The organism is Pseudomonas sp. B21-047, assembly GCF_024748775.1.
Lineage (GTDB): Bacteria > Pseudomonadota > Gammaproteobacteria > Pseudomonadales > Pseudomonadaceae > Aquipseudomonas > Aquipseudomonas capeferrum.
This window is the reverse complement of sequence record NZ_CP087169.1, coordinates 4,771,930-4,797,724: the sequence shown is the minus strand read 5'-3', so window position 1 is coordinate 4,797,724 and position 25,795 is coordinate 4,771,930. Positions and strand designations below refer to the sequence as shown.

Below are 25,795 nucleotides of genomic sequence, written 5' to 3'. Positions count from 1 at the left end.
GGGCGTTTTCGATCAGGCCGGAGGGTGAATCACTTCACTTCAACCGCCAGGCTTTCGGCGATCTTGCTCTGCCACAGCGCGGGGCCGGTGATGTGCACCGACTCACCGTTGCTGTCCACCGCGACAGTGACCGGCATGTCCTTCACTTCGAACTCGTAGATCGCTTCCATGCCCAGCTCGGCGAACGCCAGGACCTTGGACTTGCGGATCGCCTGGGCCACCAGGTAGGCGGCGCCGCCGACGGCCATCAGGTACACGGCCTTGTTGTCCTTGATCGCTTCGATAGCGGTCGGGCCACGCTCGGACTTGCCGATCATGCCCAGCAGGCCAGTCTGCTCGAGGATCTGGCGGGTGAACTTGTCCATGCGGGTAGCAGTGGTCGGGCCGGCTGGGCCTACCACTTCGTCACCGACCGGGTCGACCGGGCCGACGTAGTAGATGAAGCGGCCTTTCAGGTCGACCGGCAGTTCTTCGCCACGGTTGAGCATCTCGACCATGCGCTTGTGCGCGGCGTCGCGGCCGGTGAGCATCTTGCCGTTGAGCAGGATGGTCTCGCCTGGCTTCCAGCTGGCGACTTCTTCCGGGGTGATCGAGTCGAGGTCGACGCGACGGGCGCTTGGGCCAGCTTCCCAGACGATTTCCGGGTAGGCGTCCAGCGATGGCGCTTCCAGCTCGGCCGGGCCGCTGCCGTTGAGCACGAAGTGCGCGTGACGGGTGGCGGCGCAGTTCGGGATCATGCACACCGGCAGGGAGGCGGCGTGGGTCGGGTAGTCCATGATCTTGACGTCGAGCACGGTGGTCAGGCCGCCCAGGCCCTGGGCGCCGATGCCCAGCTGGTTGACCTTGTCGAACAGCTCCAGGCGGATCTCTTCGATGCGGTTCTGCGGGCCACGGGCTTTGAGTTCATGAATGTCGATGGACTCCATCAACACTTCCTTGGCCATGACCGCAGCTTTTTCGGCGGTGCCGCCGATGCCGATGCCGAGCATGCCAGGTGGGCACCAGCCGGCGCCCATGGTCGGGACGGTCTTCAGCACCCAGTCGACGATCGAGTCGGACGGGTTGAGCATGGCCATCTTCGACTTGTTTTCCGAGCCACCGCCTTTGGCTGCGACATCGACTTCGACCTTGTCGCCAGGGACGATCGAGTAGTGGATGACGGCCGGGGTGTTGTCCTTGGTGTTCTTGCGGGCACCGGCCGGGTCGGCCAGGATCGAGGCGCGCAGGACGTTCTCAGGCAGGTTGTAGGCGCGACGCACACCTTCGTTGATCATGTCGTCGACGCTCAGGGTGGCGCCGTCCCAGCGCACGTCCATGCCCACACGCACGAACACGGTGACGATACCGGTGTCCTGGCAGATCGGGCGGTGGCCGGTGGCGCACATGCGCGAGTTGATCAGGATCTGGGCGATGGAGTCGCGCGCGGCAGGCGACTCTTCACGCAGGTAGGCCTCGTGCATCGCCTGGATGAAATCGACGGGGTGGTAGTACGAAATGAATTGCAGGGCGTCGGCGACGCTCTGAATCAGGTCGTCTTGCTTGATCACGGTCATGCAGCGCGCTCCTCTTAAAGACGGGAACATTCGTAAAGGCTTTCCGACACTGCACACCTGTGTGTCGAAACGCCTGGCAAGGCGTCGGCAGGTCAGGCCGACGTAAAAAGGCGCGGCAGTATAGCGCGCCTCACCGTGCGAAACACCTGCGCGTGGTCTGGACCATGGTCGGCAGTGCGGCGGGCATCCTTTTTGCTGCCGATAGCGGCTTGCCTTAGAGTGGCGATGTAGACCAAGGAAGTAATGACCATGCCTGAACTCTGTGTGGGCGAGCGCCGCTGGACGGTGCCCACCGGCAGTAACCTGCTCGATGCCTTGAACGAGGCAGGCTTGAATGTGCCCTACAGCTGCCGTGCGGGCAGTTGCCACGCCTGCCTGGTGCATTGCCTGGATGGGCAACCGGTGGATGCCCTGCCCGAGGCGTTGGCGCTGGACAAGCACGCACAGGGCTGGCGCCTGGCCTGCCAGTGCCGGGTGGTGGACGACCTGCGCGTGGCGGTGTACGACCCGCAGCTCGAAGGGGTGCCCGCAACGGTGTGTGAACTGGACTGGTTTGGCGATGTGTTGCGCTTGCGCCTGCGGCCGGAGCGGGCGCTGCGGTATCAGGCCGGCCAGCATCTGGTGCTGTGGAACGGTGCGGTCGCGCGACCGTATTCCTTGGCAAGCCTGCCGGGTGAAGACGCCTTGCTGGAGTTTCATGTCGATTGCCAGCGGCCAGGGGCTTTCTGTGACCAGGCCCGGGCCTTGCGGGTTGGCGATGAACTGCGTCTGGGCGAGCTGAGGGGCGGGGCGTTGCATTATGACCCGGACTGGCAGGACCGTGCGCTGTGGTTGCTGGCGGCCGGGACGGGGCTTGCGCCATTGTGGGGCATCTTGCGCGAGGCGCTGCGCCAGGGGCATCGGGGTGAGATCAGGGTGCTGCATGTGGCGCGTGAGCACGCCGGGCATTACCTGGCTGAGCCGTTGCTGGCAATGGACGGGGTGCGTGTCGAGCAGGTGCTGGCGGAGCAGCTGGATGAAGCGCTGGCGGCGTTGCGGCCGTCATCACGGCAGACCATCGCGCTGCTGTGTGGCTCGCCGGGGAGTGTCGAGCGGTTTGCGCGGCGGCTGTTTATTGCGGGTGTGCCGAGGAACCAGGTGTTTGCCGATGTGTTTGTCGAGCATGCCTGAGGAATGTTGCGCGCCTATGCCGACCCTTTCGCGGGGCAAGCCCGCTCCCACAGGGACCTGACTGCGCCTGAGTTCAGAAGGGTAACTGTGGGAGCGGGCTTGCCCCGCGAAGGGGCCGCAGAGCGGCCCCCCCAGGAAGGCTATCAGCCGACCAGCGGATCACCGACATGCAGGATCTTCATGCCGTTGGTGCCACCGATGGTGTGGTAGCTGTCGCCCTTGGTCAGGATCACCCAGTCACCCTGTTGCACCAGGCCACGCTTGAGCAGTTCGTCGACCGCCGCCTGGCTCACCTTGTCGGCCGGCAGCGAAGCCGGGTCGAAGGCGATCGGGTAGACACCACGGAACATCGAGGCGCGAGCCTGGGTAGCGCGGTGCGGCGACAGGGCGAAGATTGGCACGTGCGAACGCAGGCGCGACATGATCAGCGGGGTGTAGCCACTTTCGGTGAGGGCAATGATCGCCTTGACGCCCGGGAAGTGGTTGGCGGTGTACATGGCCGCCAGGGCGATGCTTTCGTCGCAACGCTCGAAGGTGGTGTACAGGCGGTGGCTGGATTTCTGGTTGGTCGGGTGCTTTTCGGCACCTTGGCAAATCCGCGCCATGGCCTGTACGGCTTCGATCGGGTAGGAACCGGCAGCACTTTCGGCCGACAGCATCACCGCATCGGTGTTGTCGAGCACGGCGTTGGCCACGTCGGACACTTCAGCGCGGGTCGGCATCGGGTTCTGGATCATCGACTCCATCATCTGGGTCGCCACGATCACCGCCTTGTTGTTGCGGCGGGCGTGCTGGATGATCTTTTTCTGGATGCCGATCAGCTCGGCGTCGCCGATTTCCACACCCAGGTCGCCTCGGGCAACCATCACTGCGTCGGAGGCGGCGATCAGCTTGTCGAGGGTCTCGTCGTCGGCAACGGCTTCGGCACGCTCGATCTTGGCCACCAGCCAGGCGCTGCCGCCGGACTCGTCACGCAGCTTGCGGGCATATTCCATGTCGCTGGCGTCACGCGGGAACGATACGGCCAGGTAGTCCAGGTCCATTTCCGCGGCCAGCTTGATGTCGGCCTTGTCTTTTTCGGTCAGGGCCGGCGCGGTCAGGCCGCCACCTTTGCGGTTGATGCCTTTGTGGTCCGACAGCGGGCCACCGATGATCACCACGCAGTGCAGTGCATCAGCGGTAGCGGTCTCGACGCGCATGACCACACGGCCATCGTCGAGCAGCAGTTCGTCACCAACGCCGCAGTCCTTGACCAAGTCGGGGTAGTCGATACCGACGATGTCCTGGTTGCCTTCGGTCAGCGGGTGGGCGGTGGAGAAGGTGAACGTGTCACCGATCTTCAATTCAATGCGCTTGTTGCTGAACTTGGCGATGCGGATCTTCGGACCTTGCAGGTCGCCCAGCAAAGCGACATGGCGGCCGTTCTTGGCGGCGATGTCACGGATCAGGCGGGCGCGCGCTTTGTGCTCGTCCGGGGTGCCGTGGGAGAAGTTCAGACGTGCCACGTCCAGGCCGGCAAGGATCAGTTGTTCGATCACTTCCGGCGAGTTGCTGGCGGGGCCAAGGGTGGCGACGATTTTGGTACGGCGGATGGTCATGCACAGACTCCTATAGTGAAGCGCAGCGAAAGGCTACTCCTGAATCGCGCTGTAGTCATTGTTCCGTTGCACTACCTGCGAGCGAGGCAGGGTGGCGTTTGAACGGTCAGGCCATCCTTGCAAAAGGGTGTGAAGATTTATCGGCAAAGGCCGATACACTGGCATCAAAGGAGACCCCCCATGCGAGCCCTGATCGTTTTAGCCTTGGCGGCCAGCGCCGTCGGCTGCACCCGCTGGTCCATGGACCACCACTTGAACAACGCCTACCGTGCCTATGACCGCGGCGATTGCCAGCGGGTCATGCTGGAGCTGTCGCAGGTTGACCGCACCAGCCGCGCGCGACCGTTCGTCCACCCGGAGGTGTCGCTGCTACGCGGCCAGTGCCTGGAGCGCCAGAAGTTGTTCGTGGATGCAGCGCAGACCTACGAGTACCTGATCCAGCAGTACCCCGGCAACGAATACGCGTACCGTGCCCAGGCTCGCCTGCAAACACTGGAGCAGCTTGGCCATTACCGCGGTGCCGAAGCGGCCGTGGCCAACCCGGTGAAGGCCACCCCTTGGCGTTAATGCGAAGGTGTGATTTATTTCACGGGATTTACCGTGCGCGCTGCGCTAATCTGTAACTCAGTTGTTACAACAACCGCCAGTACCTCGCATTCCTGGCACCGGGTACGGACTGCACTTGTGATCATGTTCAACAAGCGGCATATCGAACGCCATCAGTTGCCCTGCGTTCTCAAGGTCTTCAACCGTTTTACCGATCAGGCGATCGGCCAGCTGGGTAATGCCTCCGAAGATGGGCTGATGCTGATCAGCCAGCTGCCGGTACTGGTCGGGCCAGACTACGAACTGCAACTGCGCTTGCCGCTGGCCGGTGGCGGGTATCAGTTCATCAACCTCACCGCCAGTTGCCTGTGGTGCCGCGAAGACCAGACGCCCGGCAACTACGATTCTGGCTTCATGTTGCTGCAGGCGCCCCGCGAGTACGATGAATTCGTCCGCTCGTTGCGCGACTATTTCAGTTTCCGCCCCGCCAACGCATCCGCCTGACCCCCCCCCCTGAGCCTTGGCGCGCGAGAATCGCGCTAGAATCGGGTCGACCTTGATACAGGACGACCCCGTGAGCTCCAGCATTTTCTGGCACGACTACGAAACCACTGGCATCAACCCGCGCTGCGACCGGCCACTGCAGGTGGCCGGTGTACGCACCGATTTCGACCTCAACGAGATCGAAGAACCGATCAGCCTCTTTTGCAACCCCTCCGACGACATCCTGCCGCACCCGGCCGCCTGCCTGGTAACCGGTATCACCCCGCAGCAACTGCAAGCCCAGGGGCTGTGCGAAGCCGAGTTCATGACCCGCGTGCACGAGCAACTGGCGCGCCCTGGCACCTGTGGTGCCGGCTACAACACCTTGCGTTTCGACGATGAGGTGACGCGTTACAGCCTGTACCGCAACTTTTTTGACCCTTACGCCCGTGAATGGCAGGGCGGCAACAGCCGCTGGGACCTGATCGACATCGTGCGCACGGCCTATGCACTGCGCCCTGAAGGCATCGAGTGGCCGCAGCAGGATGGCCGCACCAGCCTGCGCCTTGAACTGCTCAGCAAAGCCAATGGCATCGACCATGGCCATGCCCACGAAGCACTTTCCGACGTGCGGGCCACTATTGCCCTGGCGCGCTTGATTCGTCAAAAACAACCGAAGTTGTATGAGTGGCTGTTTCAGTTGCGCAGCAAACATAAAGTGATGGAGCAGGTTCGTTTGTTGCAGCCACTGGTCCATATCTCTGGGCGATTTTCGGCGGCGCGTAATTACCTGGGGGTGGTCCTGCCGCTGGCGTGGCACCCGCGCAATCGCAATGCCCTGATTGTCTGCGACCTCCATCAGGAAACCCTACCGTTAATACGGGAAAGTGCCGAAGTTCTTCGCCAGCGCTTGTATACCCGGCATGAAGATCTGGCCGAAGGTGAATTACCCGTTCCGCTTAAATTGGTGCAGATCAACCGTTGCCCGGTGCTGGCACCGCTCTCGGTATTGCGCCCGGCCGATCAACAGCGCTTGGGTGTGGACTTGACGTTGTTACAATGGCGCGGCGAGCAATTGGCCAATCAACAGGCGGACTGGCAAGACAAGCTGGCGCACATTTATGGCAACGATGATTTCACGCCAAGTGAAGACCCTGAACAACAGTTGTATGACGGTTTTCTAGGGGACCGCGACCGCCGTTTGTGCGAGCAAGTTCGCACGCTGGAACCCGCGCAGTTGGGCCAGGGGCACTGGATGTTCGATGACCCGCGCATGCCTGAACTGTTGTTCCGTTATCGGGCACGCAACTTCCCTGACACCTTGAATAGCGAAGAGCGCCAGCGCTGGTATGCATTCTGTCAGCAACGTCTGAGCGACCCGCAGTGGGGCGCGCCGAATACCCTGGGTGATTTCGAGCAGGCGCGCCAGCGTGCCTGGGAAAGCGCCGACGAGGCGGGCCGCCAGGTATTGAACGCCTGGCAGGAACACGCCGGTAAACTGAAGACACAATTTGCAATTGCGCCCTGAACGGACAAACAAAAACGCCGGCATCGAGCCGGCGTTTTTGTTGCGTCAAGCAATGTGAGCGTGCGGACTATCAGTCCAGCAGGGTCGCCCAGCTTTCAACCACGTCACCACCCCACTTGGCTTTCCATTCTTTCAGGGTCTTGTGGTTGCCGCCTTTGGTTTCGATCACTTCACCATTGTGCGGGTTCTTGTATTGCTTGACCTTGCGCGCACGCTTAGTGGCGGTGACCTTGACCGCGCCACGTGGCGCTTTGCTCAGTTTCGACTCTGGGTCGAGCAGGGCAATCACATCACGCAGCGACTTGGAGTACTCGCCCATCAGCGTGCGCAGTTTGCCTTCGAACTCCAGCTCTTGCTTCAGCTTGTCATCCTGGGACAGGTTGGCCAGGCGGGCCTGAAGTTCCTTGATGGCTTCTTCGGTGGCGCGGTACTCGTTAATCAGGGACATGGAGTGTTCCTTTAATACGTGTTCAGAAATGTGTGGGCCAATAATAGACAGGCCATACTCGCAAGTAAACATGGAATTGGGCAATTAACTGTTAATTAAGCTGTGACAACATTTCTCCACGTGAACAAAAATTTACATAAGCCCCTGCTTTTTGTCATGGCGATGCGCGGCGGCTTGCCGTGTGTGTGGGCAGGTGCGCACAAGACGCGCCGTGCAATCCATACTGCGTTTTTTCTGGCGGGCCGCTAGAATGAGCGCCTTTGCGAAGTTCTGGAGTCTCATTCATGCGCACCTATCGTCTGGTGATCGCCTGCCCCGACCGTGTTGGCATCGTGGCGAAAGTCAGTAATTTCCTGGCCTTGTACAATGGCTGGATCAACGAAGCCAGCCACCACTCCGATGAACAGAGTGGTTGGTTCTTCATGCGTCATGAAATCCGTGCCGAATCCCTGCCATTCGGTATCGAGGCATTTCGCGAGGCGTTCGCGCCGATCGCCGAAGAGTTCTCCATGACCTGGCGGGTGACCGACTCGGCGCAGAAAAAACGCGTGGTGCTGATGGCCAGCCGCGAATCCCATTGCCTGGCCGATCTGCTGCACCGCTGGCACACCGACGAGCTGGATTGCGATATCCCGTGCGTGGTGTCCAACCACAATGACCTGCGCAGCATGGTCGAGTGGCACGGCATTCCGTTCTTCCATGTGCCGGTCGACCCCAAGGACAAGGCGCCAGCTTTCGCCGAAGTGTCGCGCCTGGTTCAGGAGCACGCTGCCGATGTGGTGGTGCTGGCCCGCTACATGCAAATCCTGCCGCCGCAGCTGTGCCAGGACTACGCTGAAAAAGTGATCAACATCCACCACAGCTTCCTGCCGTCGTTCGTCGGTGCCAAGCCCTACCATCAAGCGGCCCTGCGCGGCGTGAAACTGATCGGTGCAACTTGCCACTACGTGACCGAAGAGCTGGATGCCGGCCCGATCATCGAACAAGACGTGGTACGTGTCAGCCATGCCGACAGCATCGAAGACATGGTGCGCTTCGGCCGTGATGTCGAGAAGATGGTGCTGGCCCGCGGCCTGCGTTATCACCTGGAAGACCGCGTGCTGGTGCATGGCAACAAGACGGTGGTGTTCGACTGACAGCGACACGGGGCTGCGCAGCAGCCCCGGCAATCCCGAGTGAAACGCCATGGCCGACCCCCGCGACAAAGCCACCGCCTCACCCCCGCCAACCCTCGGCGAGGGCTGCCTGGCCCGCTATGATCCCGAGGCCCTGAGCGACGCCGACGGCACCGACTTCCCCGGCGCTGCCGAGCTCTGGCGCCAGCTCAACCCGCCTGACGCCGCCAGCGTTCCAGCAACGGACGCGCCAGCAGGCAGGCAAACACCGGCCCCCCCGCCAGCAGATAAAAGTAGTAAGTGACTGCACGCCAGATCACGATCGCCGCAGCCGCTGTCGAGCTGCCCACCAAGGGCGTCAGCAGGCTTGCCGAGGTCAGCTCGGCAGCCCCCGCACCGCCTGGCAGCAGGCTGAACTGGCCAGCACTGAGCGAGAGCATCTGCACCAGAAAGCTGGGGATCCACGACAGTTCCACGCCCAAACCCTTGAGCACCAAGTACAGCACGCTGTAGCGCAGGCCCCAATGCACGCAGGTCAGCGTGAACACCAGCGCCAGGGTGCGTTTGGGCAGGCGCCAGGTCTGGGCCAGGGCGTCGATGAAGTGCAGCAGCTTGCGCGCCCAGCGGCGTTTACGGCATTCGGACATGCCCAGGCGGCGCAACAGCCGCCCATTGAAGCGCATCATGGCGCGCCGGTAGCGCAGCAGCCCCAGCACCACGACCAACGCCGAGCACAGCAGCAGCGCGCTGCCCAGCAACATGCTTTGCTGGCTGTGCCCCAGGCGGTGAAACAACGCATAGCCGGCAATCGCCAGCATCGCGCAGAAGAAGAACAGCAGGTCGTTCAGCTGGTCCATGGCGAACACCGCGCCGCTGCGCGCCGGGCCGATGCGGTCCCGCGCCAGCAGGGCCATCAGGGTCAGCGGGCCGCCGCTGCCGCCCGGGGTGGTGCAGATGGCGAACTCGGTGGCCATGACCACGCCGAGGCTGCGCAGGTACTTGAGCTGAGCACCTTGCTGGCCGAGCAGCAGGCGCAGGCGCAGGGCATTTATCACCCAGCACAGCAGGATCATGCCCAGCAGCGTCAGCAACAGGCCGGGGTCGAAGCGTTGAAGCCTGGGCAGCAATTCGCTACCGCCCAGCACTATCGGCACCAGCACGGCGCCCAGCAGTGCCAGGCCCAGCCAGCCCAGGCGGTTCATGCGCTGGCCTGGCCGTCCAGCCAGGCGGACTTGGTCAACGGCACACGGCCCTGTGCCAACAGTGCGCGCAAGGTGCGTAGCCAGTATTCGCGCGACGCCTTGTGGCGCATGTCCACCGGGTGCAGGCCCAGGCGCACGGTGCCGGCTTCACGCCAACGCCGGCATTGCCAGTCGCAAAGCATCTTCGATAGCCCTCGACGCCAGGCACTGCGGGCGCTCCAGACCAGCCCGGGGGCTTCGATGGCGGTGAAGTCCGGCAGGCGGTACAGGTGCTGCGGTGTGCTGGTATAGCGCAGCGGCAGCTGGCGCAATGCCTGGCGCGTGCCTTCGCTCATCAGCCAGGCCGGGGCGACGAAGCCGGCAACCGGCCAGCCTTGCCGGTCGAAAACTGCCAGCCCTTGCTCCAGGCGCTGCAGTGCCTGCTGCTGATCAAGCCCATAGAACTCGCCCTCGTGGGTATAGATGCGGCGCATGAAGAACGCGCTGGGGCTGCGCGGTGGCGTGCCGTCGTCGGCATGGTAGAAACCATGCAGCGCCAGCTCGTCACCCAGCGCCAGGCGCCGTTCGAGCAGGCGGCAGAAGGTTGGCGAGCGGTGCAGGGGGTTGCGGTGGTGAAAGTCCGGCACCACCAGCCAGGTCATGGGCACACCGCCCATCTCATCGATGGCCTGGACGAAGGGTTGGTAGTCGGGCCAGGTCTCGGGCGCGATGTCGTGCAGCACCAGCATCAGGCTGCGGGGGGCGCTGGCGCTTTCAGCCATGGGCGCGCACCAGCGGTTGGTGGCCGAGCACCGCCTGGTAATGCTGCAGCAAGCCGGCCACCACGTTGTCCCATGAATAATGCTGCTCGACATGGCGGCGGGCCTGGCTGCCGAGCGTGCGCACGCCCTCTTCGAACACCTGGCGCACGGCCTGCGCCATGGCTGTGCCGTCGTTGGCCTGGCACAGCCGCCCGCACTGTTCGTTGACGATTTCGCCAAAGGCGCCGGCGCGCACCGCCACCACCGGCGTGGCGCTGGCCATGGCTTCGAGGATGACCAGGCCGAAGGTTTCCTGGTCGCCGGCATGCACCAGCAGGTCGGCACTGGCCATCAGCCTGGCGACCTCCTGCGGTGGGCAGAAGTGGTCGATCACGCTGACGTTATCCGGCACATTGACTGGCATGTTGGAGCCGACCAGCAGCAGGTGATAAGGGCGGCCAAGGCGCTGCATGCAGTCGAGCAGCACCGGCAGGTTCTTCTCCCGCGAGCCACGGCCGGCGTAGATCAACAGGCGGCTGGTGTCGGCAATCCCCAGTTCGGCGCGCAGGTGCGGGTCGCGGTGCTCGGGGTTGAAGGTGGCCAGGTCCACACCCAGGCGTTGCACGTGCACGTCACGGATGCCCAGGCGGCGCAGTTTGTCGGCCATCACCTGGCTGGGCGCCAGCACCCGGTCGAAGTTGCCGTACAGCTTGCTGACATAGGCCTCGACATTGGGCGTGAACCAGTTGCCCATGCGGTTGCTGACCAGCAGCGGCAAGTCGGAGTGGTAGAAACCGATCACCGGTACGTCGAGTTGGCGGCGTGCCTCCAGGGCAGCCCAGGCGGTCAGGTAAGGGTCGCCGACTTCGATCAGGTCGGGTTTGAGGTTACGCAGCACATTGCACCAGGGCGCCAGACGCACCGGGAAGCGGTAGCCGTTGCCGAAGGGCAGGGGCGGCGCGGGCACCTGGTAGATGCCATCGGCGTGTTGCGCGCTGGCGCCGGGGATCAACAGGCTGTGGCGCACGCCTTGCAAGGCATCGAGGCGGCGGTGTTTGGCATCAAGATAGGTACGTACGCCGCCGCTGGCGGGGGCATAGAACATGGTGATGTCGGCGATGTGCACGATCAGCATCCCTCCGGGATCGTCTTCGGGTCTGTCATCCGGCCGTAATGGGCCGGCGATGACACGCCTAAAGGTTGACCTTTCAGAAGGATAGTTTGTTCGATCGGGGTTGGCTGGGGGTGAACCCGCTCCCATCAGGTTGCAGTGGGAGCGGGTTCACTCGCGAAGCAGGCGGATCAGATGCGGAAGCTGCCAACCAGGTGTTTCAGGCGCGAAGCCTGTTGCTCCAGGTCCGAACAGGCGCGCAGGGTGGCCTGCAGGTTCTCCACGCCCTCCTGGTTGAGCATGTTGATCTCGTTGATGTCCATGTTGATCGCCTCGACCACGGCAGTCTGTTCTTCGGTGGCGGTGGCCACCGACTGGTTCATGCCGTCGATCTCGCCGATGCGCACGGTCACGCTGTCCAGGCGTTCGCCGGCCTGGTTGGCGATCTGCACGCTGTCCTGGCTGTGGCGCTGGCTCTGGCCCATGGTGTCGACCGACTCGCGGGCACCAACCTGCAACTCTTCGATCATGGTTTGCACCTGCTGCGCCGACTCCTGGGTGCGGTGCGCGAGGTTTCGCACTTCGTCGGCGACCACGGCAAAGCCACGCCCGGCTTCACCGGCGCGGGCGGCTTCGATCGCCGCGTTCAAGGCCAGCAGGTTGGTCTGCTGGGAGATGCTGGTGATGACTTCGAGAATCTGGCCGATGTTGACGGTCTTGCTGTTGAGCGTCTCGATGTGCGCACTGGAGGTGACGATCAGGTCGGACAGCCGGTTCATCGCCGCAATGTTGCGTTCCACCACTTGCTGGCCTTCTTCGGCCAGCAAGCGGGCGGAGCTGGCATGTTGCGAAGCCTGGGCGGCGTTACCGGCGATTTCCTGGGCGGCGGCGCCCAGTTCGTTGATGGCGGCGGCGACGCTGTTGGTGCGGTTGGATTGCTCGTCGGAGTTGGTCATCGACGAGTTCGAGGCGCTGATCACGCGCAGGGCCACTTCATTGACCTGTTCGGTGGCCGACGACACTTCGCGGATCGAGCCGTGGATGCGCTCGACGAAGCGGTTGAAAGCGGTGCCCAGGATGCCGAACTCGTCGTGGTTGTGGATGCGCAGGCGTTTGGTCAGGTCACCTTCGCCTTCGGCGATGTCTTCCATGGCGCGGGTCATGGTCAGCAGCGGTTGCATCAGCACGCGGATCAGCAGGCCGAGCAGGCCGATGATGATGACCACCGCAACCAGCGTGGCGATCACCGCCGAGGTGCGGAAGGTGCTGAGCATGGAGAAGGCTTTGTCCTTGTCCACCGACAGGCCGATGTACCAGTTGGCCGACGGCAGGCCTTTGATCGGGGTGAAGGTCAGCAGGCGGGTCTGGCCCTGGGCCTGGACTTCGGTCAGCTCACCGGACAGCGTCGGTGTGTGCTGCGGGAACAGGTCCGACAGCGATTTCATCACCAGGTCCTTGTCCGGGTGAACCAGGATCTTGCCTTGGTCGTTGACCAGGAACGCGTAGCCCATGCCGCCGAAGTTCAGCGAGTTGATGATCTCGACCAGGCCGTCGAGGGCCAGGTCGCCACCGACCACGCCCACACTGTTGGACACTTTGCTGAGGATGCCAATGACCATCTTGTTGGTGGTCATGTCGATGTACGGCTCGGTCAGGGTCGCACCGGAGGCGTTCATGCCGTCCTTGTACCAGGGGCGAGTACGTGGGTCGTAGCCGTCGGGCATCTTCGCGTCGGGGCGCACGCTGAAACCACCGTCGACCTTGCCCAGGTACACCGTGAGGAAGCTGGTGATCAGGGCATTTTGCCCCATCAGGGTTTCAGCGTCGTTGGGGGCCTGGGCAATGTTCTGTGCCAGGTTCTCTACCAGCTTGATACGGCCTTCGAACAGGTTGCGAATATTGGTCGAAGTGGACTCGCCCATTTCAGCCAGATAGTTCTCCAGGTCCTCCCTGATCGCATTACGCTGGAGATAATCGTTGTAGAGGGTGAAGAGGCTGAAGGCGAGCATCACGATCAGTGACGCGGCCACGAGAATCTTGTGGCTGAATCGAAGGCTTTTGTTCATGGTGTAATCGGTTCCGCTAAGGTTTTATCGGGCGTTCGCACGAATACATCTGCAAGACAGTGCAACATCCCGGGAAGTCCTAGTTGGGTTGTTACTGTGTTCTAGGCGAATATCACCCCGAGGTATCGGCCGATACGCGGCAAAGCTTGAGAAGAGGATGAAAGAAGATGTCAGATCCTTCGCAAATTGTTGTAGGAGCGGGCCTTGATGGCCAGCCTGTCCATCAAGCCATGCGCCTCGCCAACCGCCATGGCCTGGTCGCTGGGGCCACCGGCACCGGCAAGACCGTCACCTTGCAGCACCTTGCCGAAGTGTTCAGTGATGCCGGCGTGGCGGTGTTCGCGGCCGACGTCAAAGGCGACCTGTGTGGCCTGGGCGCCGCGGGCGCGCCGCAGGGCAAGGTGGCCGAGCGCATTGCCGGCATGCCGTGGTTGGGGCATGCACCGCAGGCTTACCCGGTGAGCTTGTGGGATATCGCCGGGCAGTCCGGCCACCCGTTGCGCACCACCCTCAGCGAAATGGGGCCGCTGCTGCTGGGCAACCTGCTTGAGCTGACCGACAGCCAGCAGGCAGCCTTGTATGCAGCGTTCAAGGTGGCGGACCGAGAAGGCTTGCTGTTGCTCGACCTCAAGGACCTCAAGGCGCTGCTTGCGCACCTGAAGGACAACCCGCAGATGCTGGGTGAAGACAGCGCGTTGATGACCAGCGCGTCCACCCAGGCCTTGCTGCGTCGCCTGGCGACCCTGGAACAGCAAGGCGCCGAGGCGCTGTTCGGTGAGCCTGCGTTGCAGCTCGAAGACTTGTTGCGCCCTGGCAGCGACGGCCGTGGGCGTATCCACTTGCTCGATGCCAGCCGGCTGGTGCATGAGGCACCGAAGGTGTATGCCACCTTCCTGCTGTGGCTGTTGGCGGAGTTGTTCGAACAGTTGCCCGAGCGTGGCGATGCCGACAAGCCGGTATTGGCGCTGTTCTTCGATGAAGCGCACTTGTTGTTCAATGGCACGCCCAAGGCGTTGCAGGACCGCCTGGAGCAGGTGGTCAGGCTGATTCGCTCCAAGGGCGTGGGCGTCTACTTCGTCACTCAGTCGCCGGGCGACCTGCCCGATGCGGTGCTGGCCCAGTTGGGCCTGCGTATCCAGCATGGGTTGCGTGCATTCACCGCCAAAGAGCAGAAGTCGCTGCGGGCCGTGGCCGATGGCTTTCGCCCCAACCCCGCGTTCGACAGCCTGGCGGTGCTGACCGAGCTGGGTATCGGTGAGGCCTTGGTGGGTACGCTGGAGGATAAGGGCACGCCCGCGATGGTGCAGCGGGTGCTGATCGCACCGCCGCAATCGCGCATCGGGCCACTGAGTGCCGCTGAGCGCAGTGCATTGATTGCTTCGTCGCCGCTGGTTGGGCGCTATGACAAGCCGGTTGATCGTGAGTCGGCCTACGAAATGCTCACCCAGCGCAAAGGCGAGCCTGTGGAGCCTGCGCCCGTACCTAAGGCCGATGAGGAGAGCTTTGCCGACAAGGCCGGTGACTTCTTGCAGAGTGCGGCAGGGCAGGCGATCAAGTCTGCGGTGCGCCAAGCGGCCAATCAGTTGGGGCGGCAGTTGGTGCGCGGGTTGATGGGGTCGTTGCTGGGTGGCAAGAAGCGCTAGTGAGGCGCATGAAAAAGGCGCCCGAAGGCGCCTTTTTCTACAGCGGTACCGCTCAGCCGATCGCCTTGGACGCCAGCCAGAACAGGCCAGCTGCCAAGCCCATCGAGGCTGGCAGGGTCAATACCCAGGCCAGCAGGATGGTCTTCACGGTGCCGCCTTGCAGGCCGCTCTTGTTGGCGACCATGGTGCCGGCGACGCCGGATGACAACACATGGGTGGTCGATACCGGCAGGCTGAACACGTTGGCCATGCCGATGGCGCAGGCTGCGGTGATCTGCGCCGACATGCCCTGGGCATAGGTCATGCCCTGCTTGCCGATTTTCTCGCCAACCGTCAGTACCACGCGCTTCCAGCCGACCATGGTGCCCAGGCCCAGGGCCAGGGCAACGGCCACGATCACCCAGAACGGTGCGTATTCTGTGGTGGCGGTGAGGTCTTTGCGCAGCTTCTCCAGGTCGGCCTTTTCACGGGCATCCAAGCCTGGCAGCTTGCCGACCTTTTTCGCCGTGTCATCCAGGCAGAGCAGGTAGCGGCGCACTTCAACGCGCTTGTCGGCTTCCAGGGTGTGGTAGTCGGTCACGCCCTTGAGCGAAGCCTGCAGGGCCGCGATGGTCGGCTCGGTCTGCTGCGGGTTGCAGCTGAACTGCTCTGGCAGGTCGGTCGACTTGGCCTTGCCCAGTGCCAGGAACTCACCCAGGGTGGCGGCGTTGCGCTGGTAGAACTGGCTCATGTGCAAGGTGGCGTCGCGGGTGCGCTCGATCTGATAAGTGGTGCTGTTCAGGTCGAGTACGAACTTGGCCGGTACGATACCGATCAGCACCAACATGATCAGGCCGATACCTTTCTGACCATCGTTGGAGCCGTGCACGAAGCTCACGCCCATGGCCGAAATCACCAGTACCAGGCGGTTCCAGAAAGGAGGGTGCTTCTTGTCGTCGAGCTTGCGACGCTGTTCGGGCGTCTTGTGCATCTTCGACAGCGGGCGCCACCATTTCAGGCCGAGCAGCACCAGCGCCGCGACGGCAAAGCCGGCCATGGGCGAGACCACCAGCGACATGGCGATGTCGATCGCCTTCTGCCAGTTGACGCCATCGCCCAGCGGGATGTCGTTGATCAGGGCATTGGCCAGGCCAACACCGAGGATCGAACCGATCAGGGTGTGCGAGCTGGACGCAGGGATACCGAAGTACCAGGTGCCCAGGTTCCAGGTGATGGCCGCAGCCAGCAGCGAGAAGACCATGGCCAGGCCGTGTCCGGTGTTCACATTGATCAGCAGCTCTACCGGCAACAGGTGAACGATGGCATAGGCCACCCCGACACCACCGAGCAGAACGCCGAGGAAGTTGAACACGCCGGAGAAGAACACGGCGAGGTGCGGCGGCATGGCTTTGGTATAGATGACGGTAGCTACCGCGTTGGCGGTGTCATGAAAGCCATTGATGAACTCGAAGGCGAGTACGAAGGTCAAGGCGAGCAGCAGGCTCACCAACACCCAGGCATCCAGTCCGCTGAATAAATCGATCATGAAGGTTGTCTGGCGGTCATAGGGGGGCGCGATTATGCCAGAAAACCTTGGCAATCGATGCACCTGCGACAGATCGATGGCAGGCATCCAGGTGCGATCAGCAAGCGCAATACCGCGCTATCTGGTAAGGAAATGTCCGATAAAAAACGAGAAATGTCACTAAAATCGGTGAATATCTGGAAAATCTACGGCGTGGCATTCATTCAAACGGTCGTATGAAATTTGTGTAATTCCATTTCATCTACGACCTCTGGGTAAAGATCGACCGCGCCCGGGCTTGCCGGGCGACGACGCGGATAGCGTGAGCCTGGCGCTCAGGGCTTGTCGCTGCGCAGGTCCTTTTCCATTTTTTCCAGTTCCTGGTTGAACGCCTGGTCGCGCACGCTGGCACGCTTGCGCCACGGTTTGCGCTCCGGGTCCGGTTGAGCGGCGTACGTGGTGACTTCACCACCGTAAACATCCTTGTAACGTTCAGCCTGGCGCTCGAGCTCTGCGCGCAGTTCATCTTTCGTCACAGTAGTACCTGAGTAAGTTGAGTTAAGACTGTTGTTGTTTGCTGTACAGCGTGCCCCTGTGCATACAAAGACGGCACATGGAAAAGCTGCGGGGATGCCATACAGGGCCTGCACACACACACACATGGGTTGAAGCGAAGTGCTGATTACAGCGGTGTGTTCCATTACCCCAGCATCGGGCATTCAACCAAATTGATTATAGCAACCGACCCTTCTTCGAACAGGGGTATTTATGCGGGCCTGACAATGCCGGTCGAAGTTGTCGGTTTCATTCGGCAATGTCTGACGCCGTGCGTATAACTTTGAAGGGCGGCAAGGGCAAAAGTTTCGTTGCCACGCACACGCGAGGAGGGGAAGTAAAAACGGCCTCGCACAGGGCGAGGCCGTTGCCTGGGACTTCTACGGTGGGTACCTGACCAGTCTCTCCAAAGAAGCCACAAGTGGCAGGAGAAAGGTATAAGCAAAAGTGTCAGCGGTCAATTGCGATTATCGGCCGTTCGTTCGATAATCGCACGAACCAGCGATTTTTTTGAGGTGAGCGATGAGCGACGAAACACCGGCCAACGAATCTGCCAACCCAGAGTCGGCACGCCCTGCCGCCCCGGCGCTGGCGCCACCGATCGTGGCATCGCCGGCCAAGCGTATTCAGGCGTTTACCGGCGACCCGGACTTCATGACCTCGCTCGCCCGGGGGCTGGCGGTGATTCAGGCGTTCCAGGAGCGCAAGCGCCACCTGACCATCGCTCAGATCAGCCACCGCACCGAGATTCCTCGGGCGGCGGTACGCCGCTGCCTGCACACGCTGATGAAGCTGGGGTATGCGACGACCGACGGGCGCACCTATTCGCTGTTGCCCAAGGTGCTGACATTGGGCCATGCGTACCTTTCGTCGACGCCCTTGGCGATTTCCGCCCAGCCGTACCTGGACCGCATCAGTGACCAACTGCACGAGGCGGCCAACATGGCCACTCTTGAAGGCGACGACATCCTTTATATAGCCCGCTCGGCAACCGTGGAGCGGCTGATCTCGGTCGACCTGTCGGTAGGCGGGCGATTGCCGGCGTATTGCACATCGATGGGGCGTATCCTGCTGGCGGCGATGGATGACACCAGCCTGCGCGAGTACCTGGACCGGGCTGATCTCAAGGCGCGCACCAGCCGCACTTTGAATGATGCCGAATCATTGTTTGCCTGCATCCAGCAAGTGCGTGCCCAGGGCTGGTGCGTGGTGGATCAGGAGCTGGAACAAGGGCTACGCTCCATTGCCGTGCCGATCTATGACGCGTCGGGGCAGGTGCTGGCAGCATTGAATGTCAGTACCCATGTCGGGCGGGTAACGCGTAGCGAGCTGGAACAGCGCTTCTTGCCGATCCTGTTGGCGGCCAGTCGGGATCTTTGCCACCAGTTGTTTGGTTGACGCGCGCAGGGGGGCACCCCCTGCATGCCCCATTATCGAACACGCCCGCCGTTTCCTGTTCGATAAACGCACAATGTCGCTCCCAGCGAATTGCGTCCGCCCCGTCTGCTGATTAATGTCTCTCGCAACGGTCGGCTGTGCCGACCGAACAAGAAAAACTCGAGAGGCACACACCATGACTGCTGTCCCATCGCTGCTGCGGCCGCACCCGCACGCAGTACTGTTGTATCCAGGCTGAAGCAGGCCACCATCATCCTATTACCCAACCCTGTACTTGCGCCCTGAGTGCAGTGGCATGGCTGTGCCCTAATTCTGGATAACAACAATGAACCAACCACACACCCACGTCGGCAGTTGCCTCGACGTTCAGTCGTTCATCAACGATCAGCCGCTGTCCCGCTATCAATGGCGGGTGGTGTTGCTGTGCTTTCTGATTGTCTTCCTCGATGGCCTGGACACCGCCGCCATGGGCTTCATCGCCCCGGCCCTGTCGCAGGAGTGGGGTATCGACCGCGCCAGCCTCGGCCCGGTCATGAGTGCCGCGTTGATCGGCATGGTGTTCGGTGCCTTGGGCTCTGGGCCGCTGGCCGACCGTTTCGGGCGCAAGGGCGTGCTGGTTGGCGCAGTGCTGGTGTTCGGTGGCTTCAGCCTGGCCTCGGCCTACGCGACCAATGTCGACCAGTTGCTGATCCTGCGCTTCTTGACCGGGCTCGGGCTGGGCGCGGGCATGCCCAATGCCACCACGCTGCTTTCCGAGTACACCCCTGAGCGCCTCAAGTCGCTGCTGGTGACCAGCATGTTCTGTGGTTTCAACCTGGGCATGGCCGGTGGTGGCTTCATTTCCGCGAAGATGATCCCGGCCTACGGTTGGCACAGCCTGCTGGTGATCGGTGGCGTGCTGCCGCTGCTGCTGGCGGTGGTGCTGATGGTCTGGCTGCCGGAGTCGGCGCGGTTCCTGGTGGTGCGTAACCGTGGCACGGACAAGGTGCGCAAGACCCTGGCGCCGATTGCGCCGCAGGTAGTGGCCCAGGCGGCCAGCTTCAGCGTGCCGGAGCAGAAGGCGGTGGCTGCGCGCAGCGTGTTTGCGGTGATCTTCTCCGGTACCTACGGGCTGGGCACCATGCTGTTGTGGCTGACCTATTTCATGGGCTTGGTGATTGTCTACCTGCTGACCAGTTGGCTGCCGACGCTGATGCGTGACAGTGGTGCCAGCATGGAAGAGGCGGCCTTCATCGGCGCGTTGTTCCAGTTCGGTGGCGTGCTGAGTGCGGTGGGCGTGGGCTGGGCCATGGACCGCTTCAACCCGCACAAGGTCATTGGCATTTTCTACCTGCTGGCCGGGGTATTCGCCTACGCCGTTGGGCAGAGCCTGGGCAACATCACCTTACTCGCCACCTTGGTGCTGATCGCAGGCATGTGCGTCAACGGCGCCCAGTCGGCGATGCCGTCGTTGGCAGCACGCTTTTACCCGACCCAAGGGCGTGCCACGGGCGTCTCGTGGATGCTGGGCATCGGCCGCTTTGGCGCAATTCTCGGCGCCTGGAGTGGTGCGACGCTGCTGGGCCTGGGCTGGAACTTCGAGCAGGTGCTGACGGCATTGCTGGTGCCGGCTGCATTGGCAACGGTGGGGGTGATTGTGAAAGGGCTGGTCAGCCACGCGGACGCGACCTGAGCAGCGCTGGAAGTGGAGGGGCAGGGTGACAAATGGTTCGATAATCGCACGGATAGTCGATTATCGGATTGTCACCGACCTGTCAGCCTCCTTAATCTGAACTCACTGATGCACCCTGACCAGGAGTCTCCAAAATCATGCGTGACGTATTTATCTGTGATGCCATCCGCACCCCGATCGGGCGCTTCGGCGGCGCCCTGGCCGGCGTGCGCGCCGATGACCTGGCGGCTGTGCCGCTGAAGGCGCTGATCGAGCGCAACCCGTCGGTGCAGTGGGACCAGGTCGACGAAGTGTTCTTTGGTTGCGCCAACCAGGCCGGCGAAGATAACCGCAACGTGGCGCGCATGGCGCTGCTGTTGGCAGGCCTGCCCGAGAGCATCCCAGGCGTGACCCTCAACCGCCTGTGCGCATCGGGCATGGATGCCATCGGCACGGCGTTCCGCGCCATCGCCAGTGGCGAAATGGAGCTGGCCATCGCCGGTGGTGTCGAGTCGATGTCGCGTGCCCCCTTCGTCATGGGCAAGGCCGAGAGCGGTTACTCGCGCAACATGAAGCTTGAGGACACCACCATTGGCTGGCGCTTCATCAACCCGTTGATGAAAAGCCAGTATGGCGTGGACTCGATGCCGGAAACTGCCGACAACGTTGCCGACGATTACCAGGTCTCCCGCGCTGACCAGGATGCCTTTGCCGTGCGCAGCCAGCAGAAGGCCGCAGCGGCCCAGGCAGCTGGGTTCTTTGCCGAAGAGATCGTGCCGGTGCGCATTGCCCACAAGAAGGGCGAGACCGTGGTCGAGCGCGACGAGCACCTTCGCCCGGAAACCACCCTTGAAGCCTTGACCAAGCTCAAACCGGTCAATGGCCCGGACAAGACGGTCACCGCTGGCAACGCGTCGGGCGTCAACGATGGCGCGGCGGCGTTGATTCTGGCCTCGGCCGAGGCGGTAAAAAAACATGGCCTGACCCCACGCGCCCGGGTACTGGGCATGGCCAGCGCCGGTGTGGCGCCACGGGTGATGGGCATCGGCCCGGTACCGGCGGTGCGCAAGCTGACCGAGCGCCTGGGCGTGGCGGTGGCTGATTTCGATGTGATCGAGCTCAACGAGGCGTTTGCCAGCCAGGGCCTGGCGGTGCTGCGCGAGCTGGGTGTGGCGGACGATGCGCCGCAGGTGAACCCTAATGGCGGCGCGATTGCCCTGGGCCACCCGCTGGGCATGAGCGGTGCGCGGTTGGTGCTGACGGCGCTGCATCAGTTGGAGAAGAGTGGCGGACGTAAAGGCCTGGCCACCATGTGCGTGGGCGTGGGCCAAGGTTTGGCGCTGGCTATCGAACGAGTTTGACCACTACCGGCCTCTTCGTGGGGCAAGTCGGATCGCCGCACCGCCGCCCCCACAGCGGACCACGCATTCTCTGTGGGAGCGGCGGTGCAGCGATCCGACTTGCCCCGCGAAGGGGCCGGTACTGTAAGACACAAGGCCAATTGCCAGCCTGCGAGCGGAACGAGTGTGTTACTAGGTATGTCTAGACTTACCTAGGACCCTCCAGGAGTAAAACCACCATGACCTCAACCTATTACACCGGCGAAGAGCGCAGCAAGCGCATCTTCGCTATCGTCGGTGCCTCTTCGGGCAACCTGGTGGAATGGTTCGACTTCTACGTCTACGCCTTCTGCGCGATCTACTTCGCCCCGGCCTTCTTCCCCTCCGACGACCCCACCGTACAATTGCTCAACACCGCCGGCGTGTTTGCCGCGGGCTTCCTGATGCGCCCCATCGGTGGCTGGATCTTCGGCCGCCTGGCCGACCGCCATGGCCGCAAGAACTCGCTGATGATCTCGGTGCTGATGATGTGCGCCGGGTCCTTGATGATCGCCTGCCTGCCCACCTACGCCAGCATTGGTACCTGGGCACCCGCGTTGCTGTTGCTCGCCCGCCTGATCCAGGGCCTTTCGGTGGGTGGCGAGTACGGCACCACCGCCACTTACATGAGCGAAGTGGCGCTGCGCGGCCAGCGCGGCTTCTTCGCCTCGTTCCAGTACGTGACCTTGATCGGCGGCCAGTTGCTGGCCGTGCTGGTGGTGGTGATCCTGCAGCAACTGCTGACAGAGGACGAGTTGCGTGCCTGGGGTTGGCGCATTCCGTTCGTGGTCGGCGCCGTGGCCGCACTGATCTCGCTGATGCTGCGCCGCTCGCTGCACGAAACCAGCAATGCCGAAACCCGCAATGACAAAGATGCCGGTTCGATCAGCGGGCTGTTCCGCAACCACACCGCAGCGTTCATCACCGTGCTGGGTTACACCGCGGGCGGGTCGCTGATTTTCTACACCTTCACCACCTACATGCAGAAGTACCTGGTCAATACGGCCGGCATGAACGCCAAGAACGCCAGCTACGTGATGACCGGCGCGCTGTTCCTGTTCATGATCCTGCAGCCGTTCTTCGGCATGTTGTCCGACCGGATTGGCCGGCGTAATTCCATGCTGCTGTTCGGCGCCTTGGGCACGCTGTTCACCGTGCCCCTGCTGATGGCGCTGAAGACCGTGACCAGCCCGTTCCTGGCCTTCGTGCTGATCAGCCTGGCCTTGTGTATCGTCAGTTTCTACACCTCGATCAGCGGCCTGGTAAAAGCGGAGATGTTCCCGCCGCAGGTGCGCGCGCTGGGTGTCGGCCTGGCCTATGCAGTGGCCAACGCGATGTTCGGGGGGTCTGCCGAATACGTGGCGCTGGGCCTGAAGACGCTGGGCATGGAAAACACCTTTTACTGGTACGTGACGGGCATGATGGCGATAGCCTTCCTGTTCAGCCTGCGCCTGCCGAAGCAGGCCGCGTACCTGCACCATGACGATTAAGGACCTGCAATGACGTACCGTGCGGACAACCAGCTGTTCGATGCCTACTTCACCGCGCCGGCCATGCGCGAGATCTTCTCCGACCGCGGCCGCCTGCAGGGCATGCTCGATTTCGAGGCTGCCCTGGCCCGCGCCGAAGCGGCCGCCGGGCTGGTGCCGCACAGCGCGGTGGCGGCCATCGAGGCCGCCTGCAAGGCCGAGCGCTACGACACCCGCGCCCTGGCTGATGCCATCGCCAGCGCTGGCAACTCGGCCATCCCACTGGTGAAGGCGCTGGGCAAGGTGATCGCCAGCGGCGTACCCGAGGCCGAGCGCTATGTGCACCTGGGCGCCACCAGCCAGGACGCCATGGACACCGGGCTGGTACTGCAACTGCGCGATGCCCTCGACCTCATCGAAGCGGACCTTGGCCAACTGGCCGAGACCCTGTCGCGCCAGGCCTTGCAGCATGCCGATACGCCCCTGGTGGGGCGCACCTGGCTGCAGCACGCCACGCCGGTCACCCTGGGCATGAAGCTGGCCAGTGTGCTGGGCGCGCTGACCCGCCATCGCCAACGCCTGCAGGAACTGCGCCCGCGCCTGCTGTGCCTGCAGTTTGGCGGTGCTTCGGGCAGCTTGGCGGCATTGGGCAGCAAGGCCATGCCGGTAGCCGAGGGCTTGGCCGAGCAGCTCAAGCTGCACTTGCCTGAGCAGCCTTGGCACACCCAGCGCGACCGCCTGGTGGAATTTGCCTCGGTGTTGGGCCTGATCGCCGGCAGCCTGGGCAAATTCGGCCGCGATATCAGCCTGCTGATGCAGACCGAGGCGGGCGAGGTGTTCGAGCCTTCCGCGCCGGGCAAAGGTGGCTCGTCGACCATGCCGCACAAGCGCAACCCGGTGGGCGCCGCCGTGCTGATCGGTGCCGCCACCCGTGTGCCTGGCCTGGTGTCGACGCTGTTTGCCGCCATGCCTCAAGAACATGAACGCAGCCTCGGCCTGTGGCATGCCGAATGGGAAACCCTGCCGGATATCTGCTGCCTGGTGTCCGGCGCCCTGCGCCAGGCCCAGGTGATCGCCGAAGGCATGCAGGTGGACGCCGAGCGCATGCGCCGCAACCTCGACCTGACCCAGGGCCTGGTGCTGGCCGAAGCCGTCAGCATCGTCCTGGCCCAGCGCCTGGGCCGTGACCGCGCCCACCATCTGCTCGAGCAGTGCTGCCAGCGTGCCGTCGCCGAGCAGCGCCACCTGCGCGCGGTGCTTGGTGACGAGCCGCATGTCAGCGCCGAACTGTCGGCGGAAGAACTCGATCGTTTGCTCGACCCTGCCCATTACCTCGGCCAGGCCCGCGTCTGGGTGGCGCGCGCCGTGGCTGAACATCAACGTTTCACTGCCTGAAGGAGACTGCTGTGGCGCATTTGCAACTGGCCGATGGCGTACTGAACTATCAAATCGATGGCCCGGCGGATGCTCCGGTGCTGGTGTTGTCCAATTCCTTGGGTACCGACCTGGGTATGTGGGACACGCAGATTCCGCTGTGGAGCGAGCACTTGCGCGTGTTGCGTTATGACACCCGCGGCCATGGTGCCTCGCTGGTCACCGCAGGCCCTTACAGCATCGAGCAATTGGGCCGCGATGTGCTTGCCCTGCTCGATGGCCTGGACATCCAGAAAGCGCACTTCGTCGGGCTGTCGATGGGCGGCCTGATCGGCCAGTGGCTGGGGATCAACGCAGGCGAGCGCCTGCACAGCCTTACCCTGTGCAACACCGCGGCCAAGATCGGCAGTGACGAGGTCTGGAACCCGCGCATCGACACCGTGCTCAAGGGCGGCCAGCAGGCCATGGTTGCCCTGCGCGATGCCTCCATTGCGCGCTGGTTTACCCCAGGCTTCGCCCAGACGCAGCCCGAGCAGGCCCAGCGTATCTGCCAGATGCTGGCGCAGACCACGCCTGAGGGCTATGCAGCCAACTGCGCTGCGGTGCGCGACGCCGACTACCGCGAGCACGTGCAGCGTATCCAGGTGCCGACCTTGATCGTTGCCGGTACCGAAGACGTGGTGACCACCCCTGAGCATGGCCGCTTCATGCAGGCTGCCATCCAGGGCGCCGACTATGTCGACTTCCCGGCTGCGCACCTGTCCAACGTCGAGATTGGCGAGCGCTTCAGCCGCCGAGTGCTCGACTTCCTGCTGGCTCACTGAGGATAACGCCATGGATGAGAAACAACGCTACGACGCAGGCATGCAGGTGCGCCGCGCGGTGCTTGGCGATGCGCACGTGGACCGCAGCCTGGAGAAGCTCAACGACTTCAATGGCGAGTTCCAGGAGATGATCACCCGGCATGCCTGGGGTGATATCTGGACTCGCCCCGGCCTGCCGCGTCACACCCGCAGCCTGATCACCATCGCCATGCTGATCGGCATGAACCGCAACGACGAGCTCAAGCTGCACCTGCGGGCTGCTGCCAACAACGGCGTGACCCGTGACGAGATCAAGGAAGTGCTGATGCAGAGCGCGATCTACTGCGGCATCCCGGCGGCCAATGCCACCTTCCACCTGGCGGAATCGGTGTGGGATGAGCTGGGCGTCGAGTCGCGCTCTTAAGCCCCGTGGGCTCTTGGTAGGAGCGGCCTTGCGTC

The 25,795-nt window shown here is 63.0% G+C and carries 22 protein-coding genes and 2 pseudogenes; 14 read left to right on the top strand and 10 right to left on the bottom strand.

What is annotated here, in order from left to right:
* Positions 1-29 precede the first annotated feature (29 nt).
* Positions 30-1,553, bottom strand: coding sequence for a fumarate hydratase (locus LOY26_RS21660; RefSeq protein ID WP_258714077.1), 1,524 nt, complete (start codon positions 1,551-1,553; stop codon positions 30-32).
* A 249-nt stretch (positions 1,554-1,802) separates the two neighbouring features.
* Here LOY26_RS21660 and LOY26_RS21655 point away from each other — a divergent pair, with 249 nt between their 5' ends.
* Positions 1,803-2,723, top strand: a complete 921-nt coding sequence (locus LOY26_RS21655; RefSeq protein ID WP_156310244.1) for an iron-sulfur-binding ferredoxin reductase — start codon at positions 1,803-1,805, stop codon at positions 2,721-2,723.
* A 143-nt stretch (positions 2,724-2,866) separates the two neighbouring features.
* On the opposite strand, the gene pyk is transcribed toward LOY26_RS21655, so the two are convergent.
* On the bottom strand, positions 2,867-4,321 hold the full coding sequence (pyk, locus tag LOY26_RS21650; RefSeq protein WP_258714076.1) for a pyruvate kinase: 1,455 nt from the start codon (positions 4,319-4,321) through the stop codon (positions 2,867-2,869).
* 180 nt (positions 4,322-4,501) lie between these two features.
* Here pyk and LOY26_RS21645 point away from each other — a divergent pair, with 180 nt between their 5' ends.
* The 3 genes from LOY26_RS21645 (at position 4,502) to sbcB (ending at position 6,878) form a co-directional block, all read left to right on the top strand.
* Positions 4,502-4,888, top strand: coding sequence for a tol-pal system YbgF family protein (locus tag LOY26_RS21645; protein WP_095064207.1), 387 nt, complete (start codon positions 4,502-4,504; stop codon positions 4,886-4,888).
* A 123-nt stretch (positions 4,889-5,011) separates the two neighbouring features.
* The gene (locus LOY26_RS21640) at positions 5,012-5,371 is read left to right on the top strand and encodes a PilZ domain-containing protein (RefSeq protein ID WP_033702999.1); all 360 of its coding nucleotides are present in this window, start codon (positions 5,012-5,014) and stop codon (positions 5,369-5,371) included.
* A 70-nt stretch (positions 5,372-5,441) separates the two neighbouring features.
* Positions 5,442-6,878, top strand: a complete 1,437-nt coding sequence (sbcB, locus tag LOY26_RS21635) for an exodeoxyribonuclease I (RefSeq protein WP_186663400.1) — start codon at positions 5,442-5,444, stop codon at positions 6,876-6,878.
* A 70-nt stretch (positions 6,879-6,948) separates the two neighbouring features.
* Here sbcB and mvaT read toward each other — a convergent pair whose 3' ends face one another.
* Positions 6,949-7,326 carry a histone-like nucleoid-structuring protein MvaT gene (gene mvaT, locus LOY26_RS21630; protein WP_033702773.1) on the bottom strand — a complete coding sequence of 126 codons (378 nt, stop codon included), beginning with the start codon at positions 7,324-7,326 and terminating at the stop codon, positions 6,949-6,951.
* Positions 7,327-7,610: 284 nt separating this feature from the next.
* On the opposite strand from mvaT, the gene purU reads away from it, so the two are divergent.
* Complete coding sequence (gene purU / locus LOY26_RS21625) at positions 7,611-8,462, top strand: formyltetrahydrofolate deformylase (RefSeq protein ID WP_033702772.1); 852 nt, start codon at positions 7,611-7,613, stop codon at positions 8,460-8,462.
* A gap of 49 nt (positions 8,463-8,511) precedes the next feature.
* A complete protein-coding gene (locus tag LOY26_RS21620) occupies positions 8,512-8,745 on the top strand; it encodes a hypothetical protein (RefSeq protein WP_077068743.1) in 234 nt (77 codons plus the stop codon).
* Here LOY26_RS21620 and LOY26_RS21615 read toward each other — a convergent pair.
* From LOY26_RS21615 to LOY26_RS27130, 5 genes and pseudogenes are all read right to left on the bottom strand, one after another.
* Entirely contained in the window at positions 8,651-9,643 is a 993-nt protein-coding gene (locus LOY26_RS21615; protein ID WP_186659622.1) for a lysylphosphatidylglycerol synthase transmembrane domain-containing protein, read from the bottom strand. The two genes, LOY26_RS21620 and LOY26_RS21615, sit on opposite strands and share 95 nt — an antisense overlap.
* Positions 9,640-10,404 (bottom strand): DUF2334 domain-containing protein, encoded by a 765-nt coding sequence (locus LOY26_RS21610; protein ID WP_186659620.1) that lies wholly within the window; start codon positions 10,402-10,404, stop codon positions 9,640-9,642. The genes LOY26_RS21615 and LOY26_RS21610 overlap by 4 nt, the downstream gene beginning before the upstream one ends.
* On the bottom strand, positions 10,397-11,518 hold the full coding sequence (locus tag LOY26_RS21605) for a glycosyltransferase family 1 protein (protein WP_033702769.1): 1,122 nt from the start codon (positions 11,516-11,518) through the stop codon (positions 10,397-10,399). Before LOY26_RS21605 ends, LOY26_RS21610 begins: the two co-directional genes overlap by 8 nt.
* 167 nt (positions 11,519-11,685) lie before the next feature.
* Positions 11,686-12,282: pseudogene (locus LOY26_RS27135) on the bottom strand (methyl-accepting chemotaxis protein); the annotation flags it as partial.
* 261 nt (positions 12,283-12,543) lie between these two features.
* Positions 12,544-13,416, bottom strand: a pseudogene (locus LOY26_RS27130) (cache domain-containing protein); the annotation flags it as partial.
* 311 nt (positions 13,417-13,727) lie between these two features.
* Here LOY26_RS27130 and LOY26_RS21595 point away from each other — a divergent pair.
* Entirely contained in the window at positions 13,728-15,203 is a 1,476-nt protein-coding gene (locus LOY26_RS21595; RefSeq protein ID WP_186659618.1) for a helicase HerA-like domain-containing protein, read from the top strand.
* Positions 15,204-15,255: 52 nt separating this feature from the next.
* Here the strand turns inward: LOY26_RS21595 and LOY26_RS21590 are convergent, their stop codons facing one another.
* Both LOY26_RS21590 and LOY26_RS21585 read right to left on the bottom strand, forming a co-directional pair.
* The gene (locus tag LOY26_RS21590; protein ID WP_186659615.1) at positions 15,256-16,728 is read right to left on the bottom strand and encodes an inorganic phosphate transporter; all 1,473 of its coding nucleotides are present in this window, start codon (positions 16,726-16,728) and stop codon (positions 15,256-15,258) included.
* Positions 16,729-17,042: 314 nt separating this feature from the next.
* Positions 17,043-17,243 (bottom strand): hypothetical protein, encoded by a 201-nt coding sequence (locus LOY26_RS21585; protein ID WP_033702765.1) that lies wholly within the window; start codon positions 17,241-17,243, stop codon positions 17,043-17,045.
* A gap of 541 nt (positions 17,244-17,784) precedes the next feature.
* Between LOY26_RS21585 and pcaR the strand changes: the two genes are divergently transcribed.
* From pcaR to pcaC, 7 genes are all read left to right on the top strand, one after another.
* Entirely contained in the window at positions 17,785-18,660 is an 876-nt protein-coding gene (gene pcaR / locus LOY26_RS21580) for a pca regulon transcriptional regulator PcaR (RefSeq protein ID WP_186659612.1), read from the top strand.
* 325 nt (positions 18,661-18,985) lie between these two features.
* Positions 18,986-20,332, top strand: coding sequence for an MFS transporter (locus LOY26_RS21575; protein ID WP_186663402.1), 1,347 nt, complete (start codon positions 18,986-18,988; stop codon positions 20,330-20,332).
* 134 nt (positions 20,333-20,466) lie between these two features.
* Positions 20,467-21,672 carry a 3-oxoadipyl-CoA thiolase gene (gene pcaF, locus LOY26_RS21570; protein ID WP_177326516.1) on the top strand — a complete coding sequence of 402 codons (1,206 nt, stop codon included), beginning with the start codon at positions 20,467-20,469 and terminating at the stop codon, positions 21,670-21,672.
* A gap of 218 nt (positions 21,673-21,890) precedes the next feature.
* Positions 21,891-23,180 (top strand): MFS family transporter, encoded by a 1,290-nt coding sequence (locus LOY26_RS21565; protein ID WP_033702762.1) that lies wholly within the window; start codon positions 21,891-21,893, stop codon positions 23,178-23,180.
* A 9-nt stretch (positions 23,181-23,189) separates the two neighbouring features.
* Positions 23,190-24,554, top strand: coding sequence for a 3-carboxy-cis,cis-muconate cycloisomerase (locus LOY26_RS21560; protein ID WP_186663404.1), 1,365 nt, complete (start codon positions 23,190-23,192; stop codon positions 24,552-24,554).
* An 11-nt stretch (positions 24,555-24,565) separates the two neighbouring features.
* Positions 24,566-25,357: a 3-oxoadipate enol-lactonase gene (gene pcaD / locus LOY26_RS21555; RefSeq protein WP_033702760.1), complete on the top strand. Its 792-nt coding sequence runs from the start codon at positions 24,566-24,568 to the stop codon at positions 25,355-25,357.
* A gap of 10 nt (positions 25,358-25,367) precedes the next feature.
* Positions 25,368-25,760, top strand: coding sequence for a 4-carboxymuconolactone decarboxylase (gene pcaC / locus LOY26_RS21550; protein WP_047583944.1), 393 nt, complete (start codon positions 25,368-25,370; stop codon positions 25,758-25,760).
* Positions 25,761-25,795: the final 35 nt, after the last annotated feature.

Coding starts and splice junctions, on each gene's coding strand:
- LOY26_RS21660 (WP_258714077.1), bottom strand. CDS start 1,553: ATGACCGTGATCAAGCAAGACGACCTGATTCAGAGCGTCGCCGACGCC.
- LOY26_RS21655 (WP_156310244.1), top strand. CDS start 1,803: ATGCCTGAACTCTGTGTGGGCGAGCGCCGCTGGACGGTGCCCACCGGC.
- pyk (WP_258714076.1), bottom strand. CDS start 4,321: ATGACCATCCGCCGTACCAAAATCGTCGCCACCCTTGGCCCCGCCAGC.
- LOY26_RS21645 (WP_095064207.1), top strand. CDS start 4,502: ATGCGAGCCCTGATCGTTTTAGCCTTGGCGGCCAGCGCCGTCGGCTGC.
- LOY26_RS21640 (WP_033702999.1), top strand. CDS start 5,012: ATGTTCAACAAGCGGCATATCGAACGCCATCAGTTGCCCTGCGTTCTC.
- mvaT (WP_033702773.1), bottom strand. CDS start 7,326: ATGTCCCTGATTAACGAGTACCGCGCCACCGAAGAAGCCATCAAGGAA.
- purU (WP_033702772.1), top strand. CDS start 7,611: ATGCGCACCTATCGTCTGGTGATCGCCTGCCCCGACCGTGTTGGCATC.
- LOY26_RS21620 (WP_077068743.1), top strand. CDS start 8,512: ATGGCCGACCCCCGCGACAAAGCCACCGCCTCACCCCCGCCAACCCTC.
- LOY26_RS21615 (WP_186659622.1), bottom strand. CDS start 9,643: ATGAACCGCCTGGGCTGGCTGGGCCTGGCACTGCTGGGCGCCGTGCTG.
- LOY26_RS21610 (WP_186659620.1), bottom strand. CDS start 10,404: ATGGCTGAAAGCGCCAGCGCCCCCCGCAGCCTGATGCTGGTGCTGCAC.
- LOY26_RS21605 (WP_033702769.1), bottom strand. CDS start 11,518: ATGCTGATCGTGCACATCGCCGACATCACCATGTTCTATGCCCCCGCC.
- LOY26_RS21595 (WP_186659618.1), top strand. CDS start 13,728: ATGTCAGATCCTTCGCAAATTGTTGTAGGAGCGGGCCTTGATGGCCAG.
- LOY26_RS21590 (WP_186659615.1), bottom strand. CDS start 16,728: ATGATCGATTTATTCAGCGGACTGGATGCCTGGGTGTTGGTGAGCCTG.
- pcaR (WP_186659612.1), top strand. CDS start 17,785: ATGAGCGACGAAACACCGGCCAACGAATCTGCCAACCCAGAGTCGGCA.
- LOY26_RS21575 (WP_186663402.1), top strand. CDS start 18,986: ATGAACCAACCACACACCCACGTCGGCAGTTGCCTCGACGTTCAGTCG.
- LOY26_RS21565 (WP_033702762.1), top strand. CDS start 21,891: ATGACCTCAACCTATTACACCGGCGAAGAGCGCAGCAAGCGCATCTTC.
- LOY26_RS21560 (WP_186663404.1), top strand. CDS start 23,190: ATGACGTACCGTGCGGACAACCAGCTGTTCGATGCCTACTTCACCGCG.
- pcaC (WP_047583944.1), top strand. CDS start 25,368: ATGGATGAGAAACAACGCTACGACGCAGGCATGCAGGTGCGCCGCGCG.